We start from the raw sequence: 21,609 nt of genomic DNA, 5'->3' as shown, positions 1-21,609 counted from the left end.
CCTAATTGAGCAGATTAATACAAAAATGAACCCTGCTAATTCGAGTTTTCAACATTTTCGACGTTCTGCTTCTTTTGCTATTTTTACGATTACAACCAGCATTGCCGTTATCGGCATCGTGATTGGTCTCAGTATCCCGATGGTGGCGCTGCGACTGAATAATTTTGGTGTGAGTGAGCTGTACATTGGTATTATCTCTGCGGCTCCAGCCTTGGGGATGTTTTTGATTGCCCCTGTGGTACAGCGCATTGTGAAGTGGTGTGGGAAGCGCAAAGCGATGTTAATCGCGACGGTGATCTCAGCCATTAGCTTACTGCCACTGTTAAGTTCATTGCCTTTATGGTTACTTTTCCCTTTGCGGCTGATTACGGGACTTGCAAGCGGGGTGATGATTTGTTTGGGGGAAACGTGGATCAACGAATTATCCCCTGAAAACAAGCGAGGGCGTATATTGGCGATTTACACGACGGTATTTACCGTAAGCCAATTATTAGGTCCGTCATTTATTGCCTATTATGGTGTGGAAGATAAATCCCCGCTGTTTATTTGTACCTTAATTCACTTAATTTCTGTGGCTTTATTCCTACTTATGGATCAAAAAGTGGGAGATAGGCTCGCAGAAACGGCGTCAGAATCTAACTTTTCAATTGTGCAGTTCGTGAAAGTTGCTCCTGGAATTTGTGCCGGAATTCTATTTTTTGCTTTTTTCGATGGCACTATCCTGTCAATGTTCCCAATTTACGGGATGGGCATGGGGCATACCGAGGCGGTTGCGGCGATGATGATCAGTGCAATTTTGGCGGGAGATGCGATTATGCAAATGCCATTTGGTTGGTTAGCTGACCATATGAATCGCGAAAAACTGTACCGAATTTGCGGCGTGGTGACGTTAGGGGCAAGTATGTTGCTACCGTTCTTAATTACGCACACTTACTTTATTTGGGTTTTACTGTTTGTGTTGGGGGCGACGGCTGGGGCCATTTACACTATCGCTTTAGTACAGATTGGCCAATACTTCAGAGGGAATGAGCTAATTATAGCCAACGCCGCAGCGGCAATGTTATGGGGAATTGGTAACCTTTCGGGTCCATTGTTGGCTGGCGCTGCAACGGCGATTTCGCCATCAGGTCTGCCGATATTATTGATTGGAATAGCGGGACTATTTTTATGGTTTACCCGTGAAAAATATGGCGCTCAAGCCATTGAGCAACAAGCTCAGTAACATTTTTTCCTCAATATATAAAAAATCCCCGAGTTCAGTTCTGGCTCGGGGATTTTTATTCGCTATCAACTATTCTGTCACTCGATAAACCACTAAATTCTCGCGGAATTCATCAGGACGATGATTTGACCAAAACAATTCCATGCCTTCAGGCGCAGGTTGAATTTCTTTGGATAACACAATCAGCCAGCGGCACTGTTGCGGCTTCTCAAATCCCAGCTGCCTTTGATGTAAAATACCCGTGTAGTAATAGAGCATCGGCGCTTCTGATTCCCCAAGGTTTTCGGAAGCCATACAGTCATTCTGGGTAAATTGCCCTTCTAAATGATGACGAAGGTCTACAAAAACGCCTTCATAGCCTTTTGAATAATCAATCCAACCAACAAACAATGTGAGAATAATGCTCCACACACTCACCATCCCTAGAGACCAGTTTCTTATCGCTTGGAAAGCGCTGTTTGAAGAGGAAATAAGACGATTGCGGAAGAACCAAAAACAGGTAATAAAAATGCCCGCTATCAACGCAAACACAGAAAAATGCATTTGGTAATCAAGCGGTAACCAACGACCAAAAACAGGTAACCATTGGGCGTGATGACCCGTTAATACAATAATGTAGCAAGCCCACAGAAAGAGAATTAACCCAGACCAGAAAAAGGCAGCGAAGAGTGCAAATGCGTTCAAGATTTTCTCTGAAAACCAGCCAAGAGCCTGCACACCGAGGATCGCCATCGGAGCAATAAAGGGCAGTAAATAGAGCGCTCGCCCACTGGCAGATATTTGCAAGAATACCACGCCAAGGACAGGAAATATGGCAATCAAATATTCATTATGATCGCGCAGGCGTTTGAGTGGATGACGTAAAAAATAGGCTGTCGCCAGTAGCCCTGCAGGAAGGGCAAAGAATGCAATAGCGGAAGGAATTCGCGTAAAATTAGCTTTAGCTCCTAACTTTTCAACGGAAAATCCAAGGAAACGGCCAATATTATTTTCCCAAAACCAAGTCACGAACAGCTCTGGATGCTGCACATACAGCATAATTGGCCAAGGCAGGATAGCGATGAGAGAGACTAATCCTGCGAGTAGCGCGGGTTGCCAAAACTGTTTAGATCGGCACTGAACAAGAAATACAGGCGCCAAAAATAGGCTGATCCACAGAACGCCGGGAATAAATACGCCTTTAGATAAGGTGGTGATAATGGTTCCAAGGCAGAGCCAGAAGGCGGACGTAGCAATTTTCTGTTGCTGAATTAACCCTAATAAACCATATAAGCCGATGGTAGCCCCTGTAATTAACGAAACATCCGTGAACATTTCATGGGTGTGTCGCAATACTCCCGGCGCACAAACGTACAGTGCAAATGCTGTCCAAATACGGGCATCAGAAAAACTGTCAGATTTAAAAAAGCGGCGAGCTAATAAAACAAAAAAATAAAAATTAATAATAGAGAAAAATAAACTGGCGCTGCGTGCGGCATCGTATAGCGGCATCACTCCGGAGAGTAAATGAGAAAAAATTGTCGCCGTCCAATAATAGAATGGCGGTTTTTCCATGAAGGGTTCACCAGCATTAGTAGGAACTAGCCAATTTCCAGTTTCATACATGGTTTGAATAATACCGAAACTGTAGTTTTCATCTTGCTTCCATGGGCTATGGCCATAAATCCCGGGAAGGAGATAAACCAGTAAAAATACAGCAAAAAGTATTAAGGCACTTTTTGGCATTGTTTTAATTGAGGTTGTAATGGTTGACATAATATTTATAGCGAGTGTTAAGTATTATTAAAAAATATATTTATAAAAATAATCACCAGAGAAATGAGTTATTTAATTAGCATTAGAGAATAAATACTTTCATAAACAGATTATTTATTAAAAACTCAATATTAGTGGGAATTTTAGCAACACTCTTACACATGTATTTAAACAAAGGGTATATAGAACGAAATATGACTGACTTTTATGGAGGATTGTAAAAATACGGCGCAGTTTTTATGATTTTTGACTGAAAAGTAGCCCATCATAAAACACTTGATCAATTCCCCCCTTTCGAACGATAATTACGCTCTTCACAATTCGCCTCACTTTGTTCTGAAAGCCAAACGTTTGCGCACTGTCCCTAGAGAGTCATTCTGTTTACCTGTTATCTCAGTTCAGTGAATATTTTTAAAAAGGTAATCGTTTACGTGAGTTTCAGTGTGAGGCGATATTCGCTAAGCCACCAAGCAAAAAATGAATAAATGCTTATGAAAAGCTTAGCAAAAATAGTGACATAGAATTTTCTAAAATTAATAGCAGAGGTATACCATGGCAGGCCAACAGGCTTCATCCAATTGCAAATTGGATTCATATTTTAAGATCACAGCGCGTGGCTCATCAGTGCGCCGCGAAATCATTGCGGGATTAACGACATTCTTAGCGATGGTTTATTCTGTCATCGTCGTGCCGGGTATGTTAGGACAAGCAGGCTTCCCACCTACTGCAGTATTTATCGCAACCTGTTTAGTAGCGGGTTTCGGTTCTTTATTAATGGGGTTATGGGCGAATCTGCCAATGGCAATTGGCTGTGCAATCTCATTAACGGCGTTTACCGCCTTTAGCTTAGTGTTAGGGCAACACATTAGTATTCCAGTTGCGCTGGGTGCCGTGTTCTTAATGGGGTGTTTATTCACCATTATCTCTGTGACAGGTATCCGCAGTTGGATTTTACGTAACATGTCAATGGGCGTGGCTCATGGTACGGGTATTGGTATTGGTCTGTTTTTACTCTTGATTGCAGCAACGGGCGTTGGCTTAGTGGTTAAAAACCCAAATGCAGGCTTACCCGTTGCGCTGGGTGAATTTACTTCATTCCCTGTTTTAATGTCTCTGATTGGTTTAGCGGTGATTTTTGGTTTAGAAAAACGCCGTGTACCGGGTGGGGTGTTATTAGTCATTATCGCGATTTCGATTATTGGTTTGATTTTCGACCCTGCCGTTAAATACCAAGGTTTCTTTAAATTGCCTTCATTTGGTGAAGATGGTTTAGCGCTGATGTTTAGCATGGATATCATGGGTGCACTTCAAGCTGCGGTTCTGCCAAGCGTTCTGGCATTAGTAATGACGGCAGTTTTTGATGCAACGGGGACTATCCGCGCGGTTGCGGGTCAAGCGAACTTACTGGATAAAGACGGTCAGATTATCGATGGTGGAAAAGCGTTAACCGCTGACTCTGTAAGCAGCATTTTTGCAGGGGCTATCGGCGCATCGCCAGCCGCGGTATATATCGAATCTGCTGCAGGAACCGCAGCAGGCGGTCGTACAGGTTTAACCGCCGTAGTTGTTGGTGTTTTATTCTTATTTATCTTGTTCTTATCTCCATTGTCTTATCTAGTACCGGCCTATGCAACGGCGCCAGCACTGATGTATGTGGGTCTGTTGATGCTGAGCAATGTCTCGAAATTAGATTTCGATGATTTTGTGGATTCGATGTCAGGTTTACTGTGCGCGGTATTTATCGTATTAACCTGTAATATCGTCACCGGTATCATGCTAGGTTTCGCTTCACTGGTTATCGGGCGTATCTGTGCGGGTGAATGGCGTAAACTGAATATTGGTAGCGTGGTTATCGCGGTTCTATTGGTAGCGTTTTATGCTGCCGACCTCGCTATCTAAAGGTAATTCTAATGATAGGGCGGCAGCTGCTGTCGCCCTTTAACGGATTGTTGCGATTCGTTCTAAACTCCAAATTATTTTCCCGTCAGATAGCCTGTAAAGGATAGAATAGTGCTAAGGCGGTATATGAAGTGAAAATGCCTATTTTCAACCAGTGGCTGCCTTGACTGAAAATCTCATGGTCTGGACGGTGCTATTTCTTACTATGCGGCGGCAGGCAAATTTTGGGTTATCCCGTTATACTTTAAGCTGCGATATTTAGGGTATGCATTAGTTAATAAGTAAGGGCAACATGGAAATTTTCTTTACTATTCTGATTTTGATCTTGGCTGTCTCTGTTTCTGGTGTGGTGACGAAAGTCATTCCCATCCGTATTCCCCTTCCTCTTATTCAGATTGCTATCGGTGCATTATTAGCGTGGCCTCAATTTGGGTTACATGTCTCTTTTGACCCCGAACTCTTTATGGTTCTGTTGATTCCACCGCTGTTATTCGTCGATGGTTGGAAAACCCCTACCCGTGAATTTTTCCAGAATGGGCGAGAAATTTTCATTCTGGTATTAGTGCTAGTATTAGTAACCGTTATCGGGATTGGTTATCTGATTTACTGGTTGATGCCTGGTATTCCACTTATTGCCGCCTTTGCGCTGGCTGCGGTACTTTCCCCAACAGATGCGGTGGCATTGTCCTCTATCGTTGGGAAAGGACGAATTCCCAAGCGCATGATGAGCGTACTCGAAGGGGAAGCATTGATGAACGATGCTTCCGGTCTGGTGGCGTTGAAGTTCGCCGTGGCGATTGCCATGGGAACGATGGTCTTCAGCGTATCGGGCGTTACAATCGAATTCTTTAAAGTCGCAGTCGGTGGTCTATTGGCGGGTGTTGCTGTGACGTGGCTATACAGTAAGTCTCTACGCTTAATGAGCCGCTGGAGTGGGGATGACCCCGCAACGCAAATTGTCTTCATGCTGCTGTTACCATTCGCATCCTACATGATTGCGGAACATATCGGTTTCTCGGGTATTTTGGCGGCGGTTGCTGCGGGTATGACTATCACCAAGTCTGGCGTTATCCGTAATGCACCTTTGGCGATGCGTTTACGTGCCGATAGCGTCTGGTCGATGTTAGAGTTTGTCTTTAACGGCTTAGTGTTCATTATGCTCGGTCTGCAATTACCGGGGATTTGGGAAACGTCGGTTATTCAAGCGGAACTCGACCCAAGCGTCGAAACTTGGATGCTGTTTACTGCGGTCGTTATCATCTATTTTGCCTTGCTGATTTTACGTTTCTGCTGGCTATGGTTGATGAAGAGATTCAGTCGACTATTCCTGAAAAAACGCCCATTACAGTTCGCGAACTATACAGTCCGTGAATTGTGGTTAGCGTCGTTTGCCGGAGTTCGTGGGGCAATTACCTTAGCCGGTGTGCTCTCGGTGCCATTGTTTCTAACCGATGGTTCTCCGTTCCCAGCAAGGTACCAGCTGGTGTTTATCGCCGCAGGGGTTATTTTATTTTCCATTTTTGCGGGCGTTGTGGCGTTACCACTCCTGCTGCGCAATTTTAAAGTGGGGGATAAAGAGGCGGATATCAACGAGATCCGTATGGCGAAAGCCGCAATGGCAGAAGTGGCGATTGTCAGCTTGAACAAGATGCAAGAGCGTTTATCGGCGGATGCGGAAGAGCAATTAGATTCGGAAGACATCAACGAGGTCGCGACAAGGGTGATTGGTCATTTACGCCGTCGAACCGCCGACCAAGACGAGATGGAACACAACTTGCAGGTTGAAGACCTTGAACGGCGTTTTCGCTTAACGGCGCTACGTGCAGAACGTGGTGAGCTCTATCACTTGCGTGCAACACGGAAAATCAGTAATGAAACCTTGCAAAGCTTGCTGGTGGATCTGGATTTATTAGAAGCTGTACTGATCGAAAAAGAGCATTAAATCGAAAAAACGCGTATTCTACGGGCATCTTGTTTGTTAAATCATTGTGCTTGAGAGTGAACAACAATGTGGTTACTCGTTTTCACGACGCTGCTCTGGGCAGCGTCTTTTAGTTTAATGGGGGAATACCTCGCAGGGCAGGTGGATAGCTGGCTATCTGTGCTTATCCGCGTGAGTTTAGCCTCTTTGGTATTCCTACCTTTTCTGCGTTGGCGCAACTTCAGCGCCAAAGTGATCTCACTGTATATGTTGGTAGGTGCTTGCCAGCTGGGGATCATGTATTACTTTGTTTTCCAAGCCTATAAATACCTGAGTGTGGCAGAATTTTTGCTATTTACGGTATTAACTCCGCTATATGTTACGTTGATTTATGACCTTTTAGAGCGCCAACGCCTACGTAAAGGCTATCTGTTTAGCTCGATATTAGCCGTGATTGGTGCTGCCATTATTCGTTATGATCACCTTAGCGAATCATTCTGGATTGGTCTGATGTTTGTTCAGCTTGCCAACATCTTCTTTGCATTGGGGCAAGTGGGATATAAGCGCTTAATGGAAGTGCACCCGATCCCCCAGCATCAAGCCTTTTCATGGTTTTATCTCGGGGCGACGTTGATTGCCTTGATGGGATGGCTACTGTTTGGAAATAAGGCGATGGTGCCGACAAGCCAAGCTCAATGGATAGTTTTACTCTGGTTGGGTGTGGTTGCGTCGGGGATTGGTTATTTTCTGTGGAACTATGGCGCCACAAAAGTGGATGCCGGAACCCTCGCGATAATGAATAACATGATGGTTCCAGCCGGTTTATTAGTGAACTTTGCTATTTGGCAGCAACATCCTAATTGGCTCAGTTTTACCATGGGGTCGAGCCTGATAATTGCGTCTCTGTGGGTGCATAAGCGTTGGATCCTCGCACCGACTTCACGTAAGACAAATTCTCCACCGCGTGATCAGTAGCGGTATTGGTAAATGTTTCAATGGCTGGCTGGCGCTGTTCGCCTTCACGACATGCAGCGTACAGTCGGCTCCATAACCCACTTCCTAAAGTTTTCGTCGTAATCAAACCTTGTTTTTCAAAGGAATCCACCGCCCAGTGTGGCAGTGCCGCAATCCCCATTTTAGCCGCCACCATCTGAATTAAAATCAGCGTATTGTCGACGGTTTTGATATTAGGTGAAACACCCGCTGGCTGTAAGAAATGACGCCAGATATCAAAACGTTGGCGCTGAACTGGATAAATCAGCAATGTCTCTTTGGCAAGATCATGAGGCTCAATCAACGGTTTTTTAGCTAATGGATGGTCATTCGCCACCACCAGTTTCACTTCATAATCAAACATCGGTGTGTAGTGTAAATCTTGATCCGCAAGGATATCGGAGGTCATCACGATGTCTAATTCTCGCGAAAGTAATTCAGGCTGCGGGTCAAAGGTTACGCCAGATTTAAAATCGACGGTCACTTGTGGCCATGCTTGCCTAAACTGTTGTAGCGCAGGGGTCAACCACTGAATGCAGCTATGGCACTCAATCGCGATACGCAGCGTACTGACGGTCGGTTCATTGCAGACACGAATCGCGTCTTTCACCATTGGCAAAATACGTTGCGCTAATTGTAGCAGCACTTCCCCTTGCGGTGTGAAATGGATGGGCTGAGTTTTACGAACAAACAGTTTGTAGCCTAAGCGATGCTCTAAATCACTAAATTGGTGAGATAGCGCCGACTGAGTCTGGTGCAGGTGCGTCGCAGTGGCAGCTAATGATCCGTATTGGCTGAGTGCCTGCAACGTTTTTAAATGTTTTAATTCGATCATGAGAAACCTTCAAGTAGACGATGAATAATTTGCGCTTGTGCTTTATACAGTACCTGTTGATTATAGATGTGTAAACATCTAGACGGCTAAATATTTTAAGGGGTCAATATGTCTGTTATAAATCATACACTTGGTTTTCCACGTGTCGGTCTAAAAAGAGAACTCAAACGTGCACAAGAAGATTATTGGGCAGGCAAAATTGACCAATCTGCACTTCTTGAAACGGGTTATCAATTACGTGTTCGTCACTGGGAACAACAAAAAAATGCCGGTGTCGATCTGCTACCCGTCGGTGACTTTGCGTGGTATGACCAAGTTTTAACCACTAGTTTATTACTAGGAAACGTTCCGCCGCGTCATCAAAATGAAGATGGCACTGTCGATTTAGATACCTTATTCCGTGTGGCTCGTGGTCGTGCGCCAACAGGCAAGCCAGCGGCGGCGGGAGAAATGACGAAATGGTTTAATACTAACTATCACTATATCGTGCCGGAATTCCAGCAAGGGCAACAATTTAAACTGTCGTGGAATCAACTGTTTGACGAAGTCGACGAAGCATTAAAACTCGGTCACAACGTTAAACCTGTCGTCATTGGCCCGATTACCTACCTGTGGTTAGGAAAAGTGAAGGGACCTGCCTTCGACCGCCTATCGTTACTGAAAGATTTACTGCCTGTTTACCAAGAAATTCTAACTAGACTGGCTGAAAAAGGCGTGGAGTGGGTGCAAATTGACGAGCCCGCACTGGTACTCGATTTACCTCTCGAATGGCAGGACGCATATCAACAAGCGTATCAATCCCTAGCAGGTAAAACTAACTTACTGTTAACCACTTATTTTGACGGTATTAGCCATCACTTGGATGTGATTAAACAACTGCCAGTGCAAGGATTGCATGTGGATGTGGTTGCGGGTAAGGATGATATCGCGGCACTGCATCAAGCACTTCCTAAGGACTGGGTGCTTTCGTTAGGGTTAATTAATGGGCGTAACGTATGGAAAGGGGATTTAGGCGAAAAATTCCAACGGGTGAAACCGCTGCTAGGAGAGCGCACTCTGTGGGTCGGTTCATCTTGCTCGTTACTGCATAGCCCAATTGATTTAAATGATGAAACGCGTCTGGATGCCGAAGTGAAAAGCTGGTTTGCGTTTGCGCTGCAAAAATGTGAAGAACTGGCACTATTGACGAAAACACTCAATCAACCAACGGCAGAATACATCGCAGCGCTAGAAACCTATAGTGCGCCAATTCGTGCTCGCCGCACCTCTTCTCGAGTCAATAATACGCAGGTCGCTCAGCGCTTAGCGGCAATTAACGCGAAAGATACCGAGCGTACTCGTCCTTATGTAAAGCGTGCTGAACTTCAGCGCCAACGTTTTAATCTGCCGTTGTGGCCAACCACGACGATTGGCTCTTTCCCGCAAACCAGTGAAATTCGTTCTTTACGTCTTGATTTCAAAAAAGGTCATGTGGATCAACTGAATTACCGTACCAGTATCAGTGAGCATATCAAACAAGCTATCAAGGAGCAGGAGCTACTGGATATTGACGTCCTCGTGCATGGTGAAGCCGAGCGAAATGACATGGTGGAATACTTCGGTGAACACTTTGATGGCTATGTCTTTACGCAAAATGGTTGGGTACAGAGTTACGGTTCTCGCTGCGTGAAGCCACCTGTGATCATTGGTGATATTAGCCGCCCAGAAGCCATTACCGTGGAGTGGGCGAAGTATGCACAGTCGTTGACGGATAAACCGGTCAAAGGAATGCTGACAGGCCCGGTGACAATCCTGTGCTGGTCATTCCCTCGGGAAGATGTCAGTCGTGAAACGATAGCCAAGCAAATTGCGCTGGCATTGCGTGACGAAGTGGATGATTTACAAAAAGCGGGTATTGGCATCATTCAGATTGATGAGCCTGCATTACGTGAAGGGCTGCCGCTGCGCCGCGATGAGTGGAATGACTATCTGACTTGGGCGGTAGATGCCTTTAAATTAAGTGCCGCTATCGCCGATGATGAGACACAGATTCACACCCATATGTGTTATTGCGAGTTCAATGACATTATGGATTCGATTGCTGCGCTGGATGCTGATGTTATCACCATTGAAACGTCGCGCTCGGATATGGATCTATTAGACGCATTCGAAGATTTTGATTACCCAAATGAAATTGGTCCGGGGGTTTATGATATTCACTCGCCTAACGTCCCAAATGTAGAGTGGATTGTGGCGCTATTACGTAAGGCTGCACAGCGAGTGCCCGTGGAGCGTTTATGGGTGAATCCAGACTGCGGTTTAAAAACTCGCGGATGGACAGAGACTCGCCAAGCACTGGCTAACATGGTGGAAGCGGCGAAAAAACTGCGAAATGAGTATCAAAGCTAGTTCAGTAAAAAGCCCACTTTAAAGTGGGCTTTTTGTTATCTGTGCTGAGTGCAGATCTTAACCGAACAGTTTTTGTTTCAGTAAGTTCATGCCAATTGACGCTAAATCAATATTTTCTGGCAGCACACCATTCGGGCTAGCACTATCTACGATAGTCGGTAAGTACTTAGCGACCATATCTGTTGCTTGTTGTGGATCTAAACCAACGCGCTGAGCGAGTTCTTGGATCCCTGAATCACCGAAAACTTGCATTAACTGGCTAGCATTAACTGGCAAATTTTCACCTTCAGCAATCCATGATGAAACGATCCCGCCTAAGCCTTCAGTGTTAAATTTATCGACGACACCTGAGAGCCCACCTTGCTTTTCAACCCAATCAATAACAGATTGAAACTGTTGCATTTTATCACCTGCAACCATGCCTAACACTTGATCAAACAGACCCATTTTGACTCCTCGATAACGTAATTGATGCGTTCAATACCAAGTATGGAACATTTTACAAAAAATAATAGGCGGCTATTTTGGGGAATTTACTCAACAGGTCAATGAAAATCAGAGACAAAGAGGGAATTTAATCGGTATAAAAACCAATGGATTAAAAAATAGCCAAATCAATCACAATTTTTATCACACTTTCTTGTGAAGGGAGATATCAGATTGTTAAATTAAAAATTATTTAAATATCATGAAGATATAGGATAATTGTTTAAAATTTATATTATCTTTAGTGTGATGGTAGTCATGTGTTTGTGAATTTGGTTATGTGAAAATTCACAATATTCACCAGAATTAACAGTACTTACCAAAACTAAACTAACAGTATTCACCAGAATTTATCATTTGTTGGAACTGACAACATCAGGGGGCTAGATGAAAAATACCGTTAACCATGTTGGCGTTATTGGTCTGGGTTCGATGGGGATGGGGATCGCGCAATCACTAATAAGAAATAAGATCCCAACCTATGGGTTTGATTTAAATCCACAAGCCTGTGAGGCGCTACTCGAATATGGGGCGCAAGCTACAGGTAAAGATGCTGCGCAGTATGCGCAACAGCTAGATGCACTACTTATGGTCGTTGTTAATGGCCGACAAGTTGAGGCGATTTTGTTTGGTGGTGAGAAACCACTGGTCGAGCAGCTTCGTCCAAATACTGCCATTGTGTTGCACAGCACACTGGCGGCGGAGCAGACAAAACAGATAGCTCAGCGCCTTGCCGAATACCAGCTTCCATTAGTCGATGCGCCTATATCTGGCGGCGCGATTAAAGCGGCAGAAGGCAAACTGACCGTCATGGCATCGGGTTCTCCAGAGCTATTCACTCAGCTTGCGACGGTATTTGAGGCAATTTCAGAGCGCCTTTATCGTGTGGGGGATGAAATCGGCCTTGGCTCAACCGTGAAAACTATCCACCAGCTACTGGCGGGGGTGCATATTGCGGTTGCTGCGGAAAGTATGGCGCTGGCGGCAAAAGCGGGTATCAATTTAGATGTGATGTATGACATCGTCACCCATGCCGCTGGTAACTCATGGATGTTTGAGAACCGCATGCAGCATGTACTTGATGGAGACTATACACCTAAATCGTCAGTCGATATTTTTGTGAAAGATCTCGGTTTGGTGATGCAAACCGGAAAAGCGCTGAATTTCCCGCTACCTCTCGCGGCAACAGCGCATCAAATGTTTATCTCAGCCAGTAATGAAGGTTTTGGCTTACAGGATGATAGTGCCGTTATCAAAACCTTTAAGGGAATTACTTTACCGGAGAAAAAGGCATGACAGTGAAATTAGGCGTGATTGCTGATGATTTTACCGGCGCGACAGATATTGCAGGCTTTATGGTACAAAACGGCTGGAAAGTGGTGCAGCTACTGAATGAGCCGAATGAAAATACCCCAATCCCTCAAGATGTGGATGCCATTGTGGTGAGCTTGAAAAGTCGTTCTTGCCCTGTGGATGAAGCCATTAGTGCCTCGGTGAATGCCTGCCGCTGGCTGAAGGAATCGGCGCAGTGCCAGCAAATTTTCTTTAAATATTGCTCCACATTTGATTCAACCGAGAAAGGCAACATTGGTCCAGTCACCGATGCACTGATGAAGCAGCTGGATACCTCATTATCGCTAGTGTGCCCTGCATTGCCTGTTAACGGTCGAACCGTGGTACATGGGCACCTGTTTGTTAACGGTCAATTGCTCAATGAAAGTGGAATGCAGCATCACCCAGTGACACCAATGACCGATGCCAACCTGATGCGGGTCATGGAAAAACAGTCCGCAGGTAAAGCGGGGCTGATTAACTTGGCAACCGTACAAAAGGGTAGCGCCGCTATCACAGAGCAGTTAGAACAGCTACGCCAGCAAGGTATCAGCTATGCGGTTGTGGATAGCTTCACGATGGATGATTTACTGCCGATTGCTCAGGCTTCGCAATCACTGCCTTTATTAACGGGCGGGTCTGGATTGGGGGCTGCACTTGCGAATATTGATAGCCAAGTAGCTTGGGGGCAAGGGGAAAGCCGTGGCGCTAAGCCGACGGGCAAAGAGAGAAAAACGGTCATTCTATCAGGTAGCTGCTCGCTAATGACCAACAAGCAAGTACAAAGCTATCAACAAGTTGCACCTAGCAAAGCGCTAGATGTGGGTGAATGCATCAATAATCCAGACTATGCAACTGTATTAGCGCAATGGGTTAAAGACCAGAAAATCACTGGGTTAGCGCCTCTGTTATATGCAACCCAACCACCTGAGTTGTTGAAACAAACACAGGAAAAATACGGCGCCGCATTATCGAGTACCGCGGTGGAAAATGTGTTTGGGCAGGTAGTGACGTTACTTCAGCAGCAAGGTTATAACACTTTTATTATCGCAGGTGGTGAAACCTCTGGGAAAGTGGTGCAAAGCCTTGGAACTGAACAATTAAGTATTGGCTCACCTATCGCGCCAGGTGTGCCTTGGGTACAAGACTTAGCGAGCGGTAACTGGTTAGCACTGAAATCAGGCAATTTTGGTCAAGAGAATTTCTTCCAGTTAGCACAGGAGATGGTTAATGAGTAATGAAAAGGCGCTACGCCAAGAGTTAGTGGATTGGGCTAAATCAATGTTTAATCGCGGCTACAGCAGCGGTGGTGCAGGCAATATCAGCGCACGCTTGCCGGATGGCTGCATTATTGTCACCCCGACTAACTCGAGCTTTGGTGATTTAAATCCTGAGCGCCTGAGCAAGCTCGATGCGCAAGGTAACTGGATTGATGGTGACAAGCCAACAAAAGAAGTTTCCATGCATATGGCAATGTATTTGCAGCGTTCAGATTGCCAAGCGGTGGTTCATCTACATTCACCTTGGCTAACGGCACTGTCGTGTTTACCGAATTTAGATACCGCAAACTGCTTACCGCCGATCACGCCTTATTACGTGATGCGTGTGGGCAAATTACCGTTGATTGAATATTTACCACCGGGTGATGACCGTATTGGTGAAGAAATCGCAAAATTAGCGCCAAATCATAATGCGATTTTACTCTCTAACCACGGCCCCGTTGTTGGCGGAAAAACCTTAAGACAGGCGTTTTTCAATGCGGAAGAATTAGAAGATACCGCGCGTCTATACATTACATTGCGCCCACACGGCTTCACCACGTTAACGCAAGAGCAGGTTCATGAGCTCGAAAGCCGTTATCCACAGAAATGAGGCGATAGATATGGCTAAATTTGCAGCAAATCTCAGTATGATGTTTAACGAAGTTCCGTTTATTCAACGCTTTGAACGTGCCGCTCAGGCTGGCTTTAAGGGCGTTGAGTATCTTTTCCCTTATGAAGAAGATGCGGATGTTATTGCGATTGAATTAAAAAAACATCAGCTTACTCAAGCACTATTTAATATGCCTGCGGGAAATTGGGGCGCTGGCGAGCGTGGAATGGCGTCTATTCCCGGTCGTGAAGCAGAATTCGCTCAAGGGGTACAAACCGCCCTGAAGTACGCTTTAGCATTAGGCTGCAAGCAAGTGCATGCTATGGCAGGAAAAGTGGATGATAAATTCACGCCTGAAGAGCAAAAAACGTGTTTTATTAAGAATATACAGTATGCTGCGGATGTGATGGCTGAGCACGACATTCGTGTGCTTATCGAGCCGATTAATACCCGCGATATGCCGGGGTATTTCTTAACGACCCAAAAGCAGGCTGAAGCGCTGTTACCTGAAATCAATCGCGACAATGTATTTATTCAATTGGACTTGTATCACTGCCAGATTATGGAAGGTGACTTATTGAAAACAATTGAGCGTCTTTGGGGTAAATTTAGTCATATTCAGATAGCATCAGTACCTTTTCGCCATGAACCTGATAGCGGTGAAGTCAATTACCCATGGATTTTTAATCAACTTGATGAAATGGGATATGAAGGCTGGCTGGGATGTGAATACCACCCAGCAGGACGCACCGAAGACGGTTTAGGCTGGCTAAAGCAAGCTAATTCCTAGGAGAACCGAATGATCCCTTCCGAACGTCGTGATTTTATTTATCGCTATGTCTATGAGCACCAAACTGTGTCTATCAATGACTTAGTTGGTTTAATGAATGTCTCTCATATGACGGTTAGACGTGATATTCGCATGTTGGAAGAGGAAGGGAAGGTTGTCGGAATTAGCGGTGGAGTTCGGTTAAATGATGCGTTACGCCAAGAGCTACCATGGAGCGAAAAGGCGAGGCTTCATCATCAAACGAAACGCGAAATCGGGCAGTTTGCCAGTTCACTGGTTGAAGATGGTCAGGTGGTTTACCTCGATGCAGGCACCACTACCTTTGAAATTGCCCGCGTATTAGGTGAGCGTTTTAATCTCACTATCGTGACCAATGATTTTTCCATCATGCAGTACTTGATGAATAAATCACAACTGAACCTGTATCACACTGGCGGGCAGGTTGATAAACGCAATCACTCCTGTGTTGGCAATACGGCGGCCGCTATGTTGCAGACACTGAATGTAGACATCGCGTTTATTAGTACCAGCTCGTGGGATCTGCAACATGGGGTTTCCACTCCTCATGAGGAAAAAGTCCAAATAAAACAAACTTTATTGGATGTTGCTCGTCGATGTGTACTGGTTTCAGACAGCAGTAAATTCGGTAAATACGGTATGTTCCGTGTCTGCCCATTAGATCAATTGCACGACATCATTTGTGACCAACATTTACCGTCTGATGTGGTGCAACGGATACTCGAAAAAAACATAAAACTTCATTTAATAAATACATAAAAAACATCTTACCTACTGATGCATAGCCCGACAGGGTTATAGCAAGGAGAATGACAATGAAAGTTATTATTACTGGTGGCGCAGGCTTTCTGGGCCAGCAGCTAGCCGCTGCTTTGCTTAAAAACAACCAAGGATTAAAATTTGACCAGCTCGTTTTAGCGGATATTCAGTGCCCTACATCGCCTATTGAAGACTCTCGCGTGAGTTGCGTTGCATTAGACTTAACCCAGCCAGAAGCGGCCGATAAGCTGATTGACGCGCAAACTGATGTGGTATTCCACCTTGCGGCGATCGTCAGTAGCCATGCTGAAAGTGACTTTAACTTAGGCATGAAAGTGAACTTCGATGCGACTCGCCAATTGCTTGAAGTCGCTCGCGCTAAAAACCCTGCCATCAAGTTTTTATTCACCAGCTCCCTTGCGGTTTTTGGCGGTGAATTACCGGATGTGATCACCGACCTGTGTGTTGTGAACCCTCAGTCTTCTTATGGCGCTCAAAAAGCCATGTGTGAATTGATGGTGAACGACTATTCCCGTAAAGGCTATGTGGATGGACGCGTGATGCGCTTACCTACCATTAGTATTCGCCCGGGAGTCCCGAATAAAGCGGCATCTTCTTTTGCTAGCGGTATTATCCGCGAGCCTCTCAATGGGATTGAGAGTGTTTGCCCAGTGTCTCCAGAGTTGGCGCTATGGTTATCTAGCCCTGAAACGGTCATCAACAACTTCATCCATGCGGTTTCGATTCCAGCAGAGAAATTTGGTCTTTCACGCACAGTGAACCTGCCAGGGATCACCGTGACAGTGCAAGAGATGATTGATGCCCTGCGTGATGTCGCTGGTCAACAAGCAGTTGATTTAATTCGCTTTGAACCGGATGAAGCCGTCAACCGCATCGTAGCTAGCTGGCCGGGTAAATTCGATATTCGCCGTGCACTGGATTTAGGTTTTAAAGCTGATGGATCATTTAGCGATGCGATCCGTTCCTTCATTAAGCACCACGGCTGTGCAAAATAGGAGATTAAACAATGTCCTATATTCCTATTATTGGCCTCGCGGTGGCCATATTTGTCCTTATCTTTTTAGTATTGCGAACGCGGGTTCACGCCTTGTTAGCGATGTTGATTGCGGCTGCAATCGCAGGGTTATCAGGGGGATTAACTGCGGCGGAAACCGTCACCGTTATTACAAAGGGCTTTGGTTCGACCCTCGGTAGCATTGGTATTGTTATCGGTCTCGGGGTAATGATGGGAAGGGTGCTGGAAGTGTCCGGCGCTGCTGAGCAGATAGCTTATAGTTTTATCAAATGGTTAGGTAAAAAACGCGAAGAGTGGGCGCTGGCAATTACCGGTTATATTGTCAGTATTCCTATCTTTGTCGACTCTGCATTCGTTATTTTGTATCCGCTGGCAAAAGCGTTAGCGAAGAATGGGAAGCGCAGTATTTTAACCCTTGGTGTCGCATTGGCGGGTGGTCTGGTTGTTACCCACCATACTGTGCCACCAACTCCGGGCCCTCTCGGTGTTGCTGGGATCTTCGGGGTTGATGTTGGTGCCATGATTTTAGCGGGTATGACGCTGGCAGTGCCGTGCGTTATCGGGATTGTGTTCTACGCCAAGTGGCTGGGAACTAAATATCCTGAATTTATGCCAGATGAGACGGGCAGCGAAGATTTAAAAGAAGTACATGCGCGTTACATGGAAGAAAAAGCCAACAAACCATTACCGAGCTTATTCTTATCATTGTTACCAATTATCACGCCAATTCTGTTGATTTTTATTAATGCTATCAACGGATTATTACTGAAAACAGCCGCCTTCCAAGGCATGGATGATAATTGGTACTTCCAATCATTCCAATTCTTGGGAGCACCGATTATCGCCTTATCTATTAGTGTCCTGATTTCGGTCTATACGTTAATGCCAAAAGCATCGAAAGAAGAAGTTATCGACCGTATGGAAGAAGGTTTACAAGCAGCGGGTATCATCCTGCTTGTGACAGGTGCTGGTGGAGCATTAGGTGCAGTATTGCGTGACAGCGGGACGGGAACCATTCTTGCGGAGCATGTCGCGAATTTACCGATTACGCCCGTATTAATCCCGTTTATTATCGCGACATTAGTGCGTTTAATTCAGGGGTCTGGAACGGTAGCAATGATCACCGCGGCTTCAATCTCTGCACCAATCATTAGCCAAATTCCTGATATCAACTTATTAGTTGCGGCCCAAGCGGCAACGATGGGGTCTCTGTTCTTCGGTTACTTTAACGACAGCCTTTACTGGGTGGTGAACAGAATGATGGGGATCAAAGACGTTAAACAACAAATGATTGTTTGGTCTATTCCAACAACAATAGCTTGGGCTATCGGGTTGGTTGGGGTCTTGATCCTTGACGTAGTGTTGTAATCTGATGTAGCACTGTAAATCTAGTGCATTGATATTATAGTGTTTTTTTCTTCTGCCTAATAAAAGCGCCCGAATGGGCGCTTTCTTTCGATAATCACAAACATTCATCTATACTGGGTGTATCTCATTATTCACATTCATCTTAAGATAATTTATTTGTGATCACGATCTCATTTTAATGAAATTCATATGTATCTGTTTCTATTAAAGTAGATATTGGTCACTAAATTAATCAAAGCTAAGCGCTATATTGACAATAACGTACTAATTCAATGATGCCATTGTGTAAAGGAGTTTGATATGTCTGACGTTTTCCACTTAGGTTTAAAAAAGAGTGACTTACAGGGTGCGACCGTTGCTATTGTTCCTGGGGATCCTAACCGTGTTGAAAAAATTGCACGTCTGATGGACAACCCTGTACATCTGGCTTCATTACGCGAATTCACCTCATGGCGTGGCGAGCTTGATGGCAAAGCCGTGATTGTCTGCTCAACCGGTATTGGTGGCCCATCAACCTCTATCGCAGTTGAAGAACTGGCTCAGTTAGGTATCCGTACCTTCTTACGTATTGGCACAACAGGCGCAATCCAAGAAAACATCAATGTGGGTGATGTACTTGTCACCACAGGTGCGGTTCGTTTAGATGGCGCAAGCCAGCACTTTGCACCACTGGAATTCCCTGCAGTTGCTGACTTCACGTGTACTAATGCGCTGTATGCTGCGGCGACAGAAGCGGGTGCAACTGTACACGTTGGTATTACCGCATCTTCCGATACTTTCTACCCAGGTCAAGAACGTTACGACACCTATACAGGCCGTGTAATGCGTCACTTCAGAGGTTCAATGAAAGAGTGGCAAGACATGGGCGTGATGAACTATGAAATGGAATCTGCAACGCTGTTAACCATGTGTGCAAGCCAAGGCCTGCGTGCAGGTATGGTCGCTGGAGTTATCGTAAACCGTACTCAGCAAGAAATTCCAAATGAAGCGCTTCTGAAAAAAACAGAAGGCAATGTTCTGAGTATCGTTGTCGAAGCTGCTCGTCGCCTGCTGTAACCCTAATTAGCTGACCCGTTTACTGACTTCACTCGGTTGTGGATTTTCGGTAAACGGGTTCAGTTATCATCGTGCTACCCATGTATCTTAAATATTCTTGTATCTCTAATTGATCAGCGCAAAATTTATTTTCTCGCGTTTTTCCTATTCCCTTCATCGATGAATCTGTTATTGTCATTTAAAACAATTAATAGAAGCCTCTTAAGTTACTCAAATTACAAGTAATTGATGATTTCGTTTATTTTTGTTTGAGCAATGACAGAGCTAAAAAGGGAAAACGTATGTCAACCAAACCTTACCTTCACCCCTCTGTACTACCTTTAACAGGTGGAATTAACTTTCGTGATTTAGGGGGAAAAAAGCTTTCCAATGGTGGAAAAATAAAGCCCGGTGTTTTATTTCGTTCTGGGGCGCTCGACCGCTTAACCCAAGATGATGAAAAAGTTTTACAGTCACAAAACCTTTTCCAAATCATCGACTATCGCGATGAAGCTGAAATTTTGGATAAACCGGATGTGGTGTGGAGTGGCGCTCATTATGTGCATGCCCCTGCGAACCCGCTGGCAAAAGAAGTGAGTGCGAATCTTGATAAACTCACCCCAGAAGTACTAGAACAGTTTGATCCTCAAGCTTTTATGTTCCGCCTCTATGAGTTGCTTCCGCTGAATAATGCCGCTTATCACCAATTAGTGAGCATGTTGAAGCAGCCAGAAAAAGGTGGACTTGTGCAACACTGTGCCGTGGGTAAAGATCGCACTGGGGTTGGCTCGGCGCTCGTGTTGTTTGCGTTGGGTGCAGATGTGAATACCGTGATGGATGATTACCTTTTAACGAACGAGACGTTAGCGCCATTCCGTAACCATTTACTCGAAGAGTTCTCCAAAACCATGAGTGAAAACGTGGTGAAAAAATTCGAATATGTGTTTTCTGTTCGTGAAGAATTTTTACAAACTGCATTGAAAAGTATAGAAAATAATTATGGTGGTGTGGATGGCTGGCTAGAAAAAGACTTTGGTTTAGATAAAGCTCAGCGCAGCGTATTACAAAGTTACTTCCTCGAATAAACCTCTGCGGAATTGAAGTTGCAATACGCCAGTTTTGTTGCAACTTTATTTACTTCCAAGAACTATAATATATTCACTTAGCGGCGTAATAATTGCTTATCTTAATAACAGTTAATTAGCTGAATAATAGTTACTTAGTCTACTCATAGTTAACATACCAATCTCAAACCGTAGGAATTCGCCCTTGAGCATTAATGAAATTGTCACGGTCATTACAGAATTCACTCGCGCTCACGAAGTGTGGGCTATCCCGATTGTGTTCATTCTTGCGTTTGGCGAGTCCCTCGCTTTCTTATCGTTATTGCTCCCTGCGACCGTTATCTTGCTTGGGCTAGGGGCATTAATTGGTGAAAGTGAGATTGCCTTTTTCCCGATTTGGTTAGCCGCTGCATTGGGCGCATTTTTCGGGGATTGGGTCTCTTATTGGTTTGGTTTTCACTATAAAGATAAAGTTCGTGAAATGTGGCCGATTTCCCGCAACCCTGAAATGATAGACAAAGGGCATCGCTTCTTTGAGAAGTGGGGCGTTTGGGGCATTTTCTTTGGTCGGTTTTTCGGGCCACTGAGGGCGGTAGTGCCGCTTGTTGCGGGGATCTGTGAAATGAAGCAGCGACATTTCCAAGTCGCTAACCTAGCCTCTGCGATGATTTGGGCGTTTGGCATTTTAGCCCCTGGCGCGCTTGGTTTACGTTGGTTTGCGAGTTGGATGGGATAAGCTGCGAAGCCGCTCGCAAAAAGTAGCCGTTGGGAGATTTACCTCTGGACACTTATACAGTATCCCATTACCTTACTCTAGATTTTAAAAAGTAAGGATT

Annotated in this window: 18 protein-coding genes; 15 read left to right on the top strand and 3 right to left on the bottom strand. The window is 45.1% G+C overall.

Annotation, left to right across the window (positions count from 1 at the left end; genetic code table 11):
* Positions 1-25 precede the first annotated feature (25 nt).
* A complete protein-coding gene (locus GKR48_RS00565) occupies positions 26-1,222 on the top strand; it encodes an MFS transporter (protein WP_154626142.1) in 1,197 nt (398 codons plus the stop codon).
* Positions 1,223-1,291: 69 nt separating this feature from the next.
* Here GKR48_RS00565 and GKR48_RS00560 read toward each other — a convergent pair whose 3' ends face one another.
* On the bottom strand, positions 1,292-2,977 hold the full coding sequence (locus GKR48_RS00560; RefSeq protein ID WP_230088542.1) for an ArnT family glycosyltransferase: 1,686 nt from the start codon (positions 2,975-2,977) through the stop codon (positions 1,292-1,294).
* A gap of 552 nt (positions 2,978-3,529) precedes the next feature.
* Here GKR48_RS00560 and GKR48_RS00555 point away from each other — a divergent pair.
* The 3 genes from GKR48_RS00555 (at position 3,530) to GKR48_RS00545 (ending at position 7,772) form a co-directional block, all read left to right on the top strand.
* Complete coding sequence (locus tag GKR48_RS00555) at positions 3,530-4,876, top strand: NCS2 family permease (protein ID WP_154626140.1); 1,347 nt, start codon at positions 3,530-3,532, stop codon at positions 4,874-4,876.
* A 292-nt stretch (positions 4,877-5,168) separates the two neighbouring features.
* The gene (locus GKR48_RS00550) at positions 5,169-6,818 is read left to right on the top strand and encodes a Na+/H+ antiporter (RefSeq protein ID WP_154626138.1); all 1,650 of its coding nucleotides are present in this window, start codon (positions 5,169-5,171) and stop codon (positions 6,816-6,818) included.
* A 66-nt stretch (positions 6,819-6,884) separates the two neighbouring features.
* Positions 6,885-7,772 (top strand): carboxylate/amino acid/amine transporter, encoded by an 888-nt coding sequence (locus GKR48_RS00545; protein ID WP_154626136.1) that lies wholly within the window; start codon positions 6,885-6,887, stop codon positions 7,770-7,772.
* Here the strand turns inward: GKR48_RS00545 and metR are convergent.
* Entirely contained in the window at positions 7,669-8,625 is a 957-nt protein-coding gene (gene metR, locus GKR48_RS00540; protein ID WP_154626134.1) for an HTH-type transcriptional regulator MetR, read from the bottom strand. The two genes, GKR48_RS00545 and metR, sit on opposite strands and share 104 nt — an antisense overlap.
* A 108-nt stretch (positions 8,626-8,733) precedes the next feature.
* Between metR and metE the strand changes: the two genes are divergently transcribed.
* Positions 8,734-11,013 (top strand): 5-methyltetrahydropteroyltriglutamate--homocysteine S-methyltransferase, encoded by a 2,280-nt coding sequence (gene metE / locus GKR48_RS00535; RefSeq protein WP_154626132.1) that lies wholly within the window; start codon positions 8,734-8,736, stop codon positions 11,011-11,013.
* A 57-nt stretch (positions 11,014-11,070) separates the two neighbouring features.
* On the opposite strand, the gene GKR48_RS00530 is transcribed toward metE, so the two are convergent.
* Positions 11,071-11,460: a YidB family protein gene (locus GKR48_RS00530; RefSeq protein ID WP_154626130.1), complete on the bottom strand. Its 390-nt coding sequence runs from the start codon at positions 11,458-11,460 to the stop codon at positions 11,071-11,073.
* A 426-nt stretch (positions 11,461-11,886) separates the two neighbouring features.
* Between GKR48_RS00530 and ltnD the strand changes: the two genes are divergently transcribed.
* The 10 genes from ltnD (at position 11,887) to GKR48_RS00480 (ending at position 21,509) form a co-directional block, all read left to right on the top strand.
* Positions 11,887-12,795 (top strand): L-threonate dehydrogenase, encoded by a 909-nt coding sequence (gene ltnD, locus GKR48_RS00525; RefSeq protein WP_154626128.1) that lies wholly within the window; start codon positions 11,887-11,889, stop codon positions 12,793-12,795.
* Complete coding sequence (otnK, locus tag GKR48_RS00520) at positions 12,792-14,069, top strand: 3-oxo-tetronate kinase (RefSeq protein WP_154626126.1); 1,278 nt, start codon at positions 12,792-12,794, stop codon at positions 14,067-14,069. Before ltnD ends, otnK begins: the two co-directional genes overlap by 4 nt.
* Entirely contained in the window at positions 14,062-14,703 is a 642-nt protein-coding gene (gene otnC, locus GKR48_RS00515) for a 3-oxo-tetronate 4-phosphate decarboxylase (protein ID WP_154626124.1), read from the top strand. Before otnK ends, otnC begins: the two co-directional genes overlap by 8 nt.
* Before the next feature lie 10 nt (positions 14,704-14,713).
* A complete protein-coding gene (otnI, locus tag GKR48_RS00510; protein WP_154626122.1) occupies positions 14,714-15,493 on the top strand; it encodes a 2-oxo-tetronate isomerase in 780 nt (259 codons plus the stop codon).
* 9 nt (positions 15,494-15,502) lie between these two features.
* Positions 15,503-16,270 (top strand): DeoR/GlpR family DNA-binding transcription regulator, encoded by a 768-nt coding sequence (locus GKR48_RS00505; RefSeq protein WP_036954967.1) that lies wholly within the window; start codon positions 15,503-15,505, stop codon positions 16,268-16,270.
* A 56-nt stretch (positions 16,271-16,326) separates the two neighbouring features.
* The gene (gene denD / locus GKR48_RS00500) at positions 16,327-17,286 is read left to right on the top strand and encodes a D-erythronate dehydrogenase (RefSeq protein WP_154626120.1); all 960 of its coding nucleotides are present in this window, start codon (positions 16,327-16,329) and stop codon (positions 17,284-17,286) included.
* 11 nt (positions 17,287-17,297) lie between these two features.
* Positions 17,298-18,674 carry a GntP family permease gene (locus GKR48_RS00495; protein WP_036954960.1) on the top strand — a complete coding sequence of 459 codons (1,377 nt, stop codon included), beginning with the start codon at positions 17,298-17,300 and terminating at the stop codon, positions 18,672-18,674.
* 300 nt (positions 18,675-18,974) lie between these two features.
* A complete protein-coding gene (gene udp, locus GKR48_RS00490) occupies positions 18,975-19,730 on the top strand; it encodes a uridine phosphorylase (RefSeq protein WP_006658334.1) in 756 nt (251 codons plus the stop codon).
* 281 nt (positions 19,731-20,011) lie between these two features.
* Positions 20,012-20,794, top strand: coding sequence for a tyrosine-protein phosphatase (locus GKR48_RS00485; protein ID WP_154626118.1), 783 nt, complete (start codon positions 20,012-20,014; stop codon positions 20,792-20,794).
* Positions 20,795-20,978: 184 nt separating this feature from the next.
* On the top strand, positions 20,979-21,509 hold the full coding sequence (locus tag GKR48_RS00480; RefSeq protein ID WP_154626116.1) for a DedA family protein: 531 nt from the start codon (positions 20,979-20,981) through the stop codon (positions 21,507-21,509).
* Positions 21,510-21,609 lie beyond the last annotated feature (100 nt).

The sequence above is a fragment of the Providencia sp. wls1943 genome (assembly GCF_009706275.1).
GTDB lineage: Bacteria > Pseudomonadota > Gammaproteobacteria > Enterobacterales > Enterobacteriaceae > Providencia > Providencia zhijiangensis.
Note: the sequence above shows the minus strand (reverse complement) of the source record. Positions and strands in the feature narration are given on the sequence as shown.

Bases quoted from the DNA above. Each gene is read 5' to 3' on its own strand.
- GKR48_RS00565 (WP_154626142.1), top strand. From the start codon at position 26: ATGAACCCTGCTAATTCGAGTTTTCAACATTTTCGACGTTCTGCTTCT.
- GKR48_RS00560 (WP_230088542.1), bottom strand. From the start codon at position 2,977: ATGTCAACCATTACAACCTCAATTAAAACAATGCCAAAAAGTGCCTTA.
- GKR48_RS00555 (WP_154626140.1), top strand. From the start codon at position 3,530: ATGGCAGGCCAACAGGCTTCATCCAATTGCAAATTGGATTCATATTTT.
- GKR48_RS00550 (WP_154626138.1), top strand. From the start codon at position 5,169: ATGGAAATTTTCTTTACTATTCTGATTTTGATCTTGGCTGTCTCTGTT.
- GKR48_RS00545 (WP_154626136.1), top strand. From the start codon at position 6,885: ATGTGGTTACTCGTTTTCACGACGCTGCTCTGGGCAGCGTCTTTTAGT.
- metR (WP_154626134.1), bottom strand. From the start codon at position 8,625: ATGATCGAATTAAAACATTTAAAAACGTTGCAGGCACTCAGCCAATAC.
- metE (WP_154626132.1), top strand. From the start codon at position 8,734: ATGTCTGTTATAAATCATACACTTGGTTTTCCACGTGTCGGTCTAAAA.
- GKR48_RS00530 (WP_154626130.1), bottom strand. From the start codon at position 11,460: ATGGGTCTGTTTGATCAAGTGTTAGGCATGGTTGCAGGTGATAAAATG.
- ltnD (WP_154626128.1), top strand. From the start codon at position 11,887: ATGAAAAATACCGTTAACCATGTTGGCGTTATTGGTCTGGGTTCGATG.
- otnK (WP_154626126.1), top strand. From the start codon at position 12,792: ATGACAGTGAAATTAGGCGTGATTGCTGATGATTTTACCGGCGCGACA.
- otnC (WP_154626124.1), top strand. From the start codon at position 14,062: ATGAGTAATGAAAAGGCGCTACGCCAAGAGTTAGTGGATTGGGCTAAA.
- otnI (WP_154626122.1), top strand. From the start codon at position 14,714: ATGGCTAAATTTGCAGCAAATCTCAGTATGATGTTTAACGAAGTTCCG.
- GKR48_RS00505 (WP_036954967.1), top strand. From the start codon at position 15,503: ATGATCCCTTCCGAACGTCGTGATTTTATTTATCGCTATGTCTATGAG.
- denD (WP_154626120.1), top strand. From the start codon at position 16,327: ATGAAAGTTATTATTACTGGTGGCGCAGGCTTTCTGGGCCAGCAGCTA.
- GKR48_RS00495 (WP_036954960.1), top strand. From the start codon at position 17,298: ATGTCCTATATTCCTATTATTGGCCTCGCGGTGGCCATATTTGTCCTT.
- udp (WP_006658334.1), top strand. From the start codon at position 18,975: ATGTCTGACGTTTTCCACTTAGGTTTAAAAAAGAGTGACTTACAGGGT.
- GKR48_RS00485 (WP_154626118.1), top strand. From the start codon at position 20,012: ATGTCAACCAAACCTTACCTTCACCCCTCTGTACTACCTTTAACAGGT.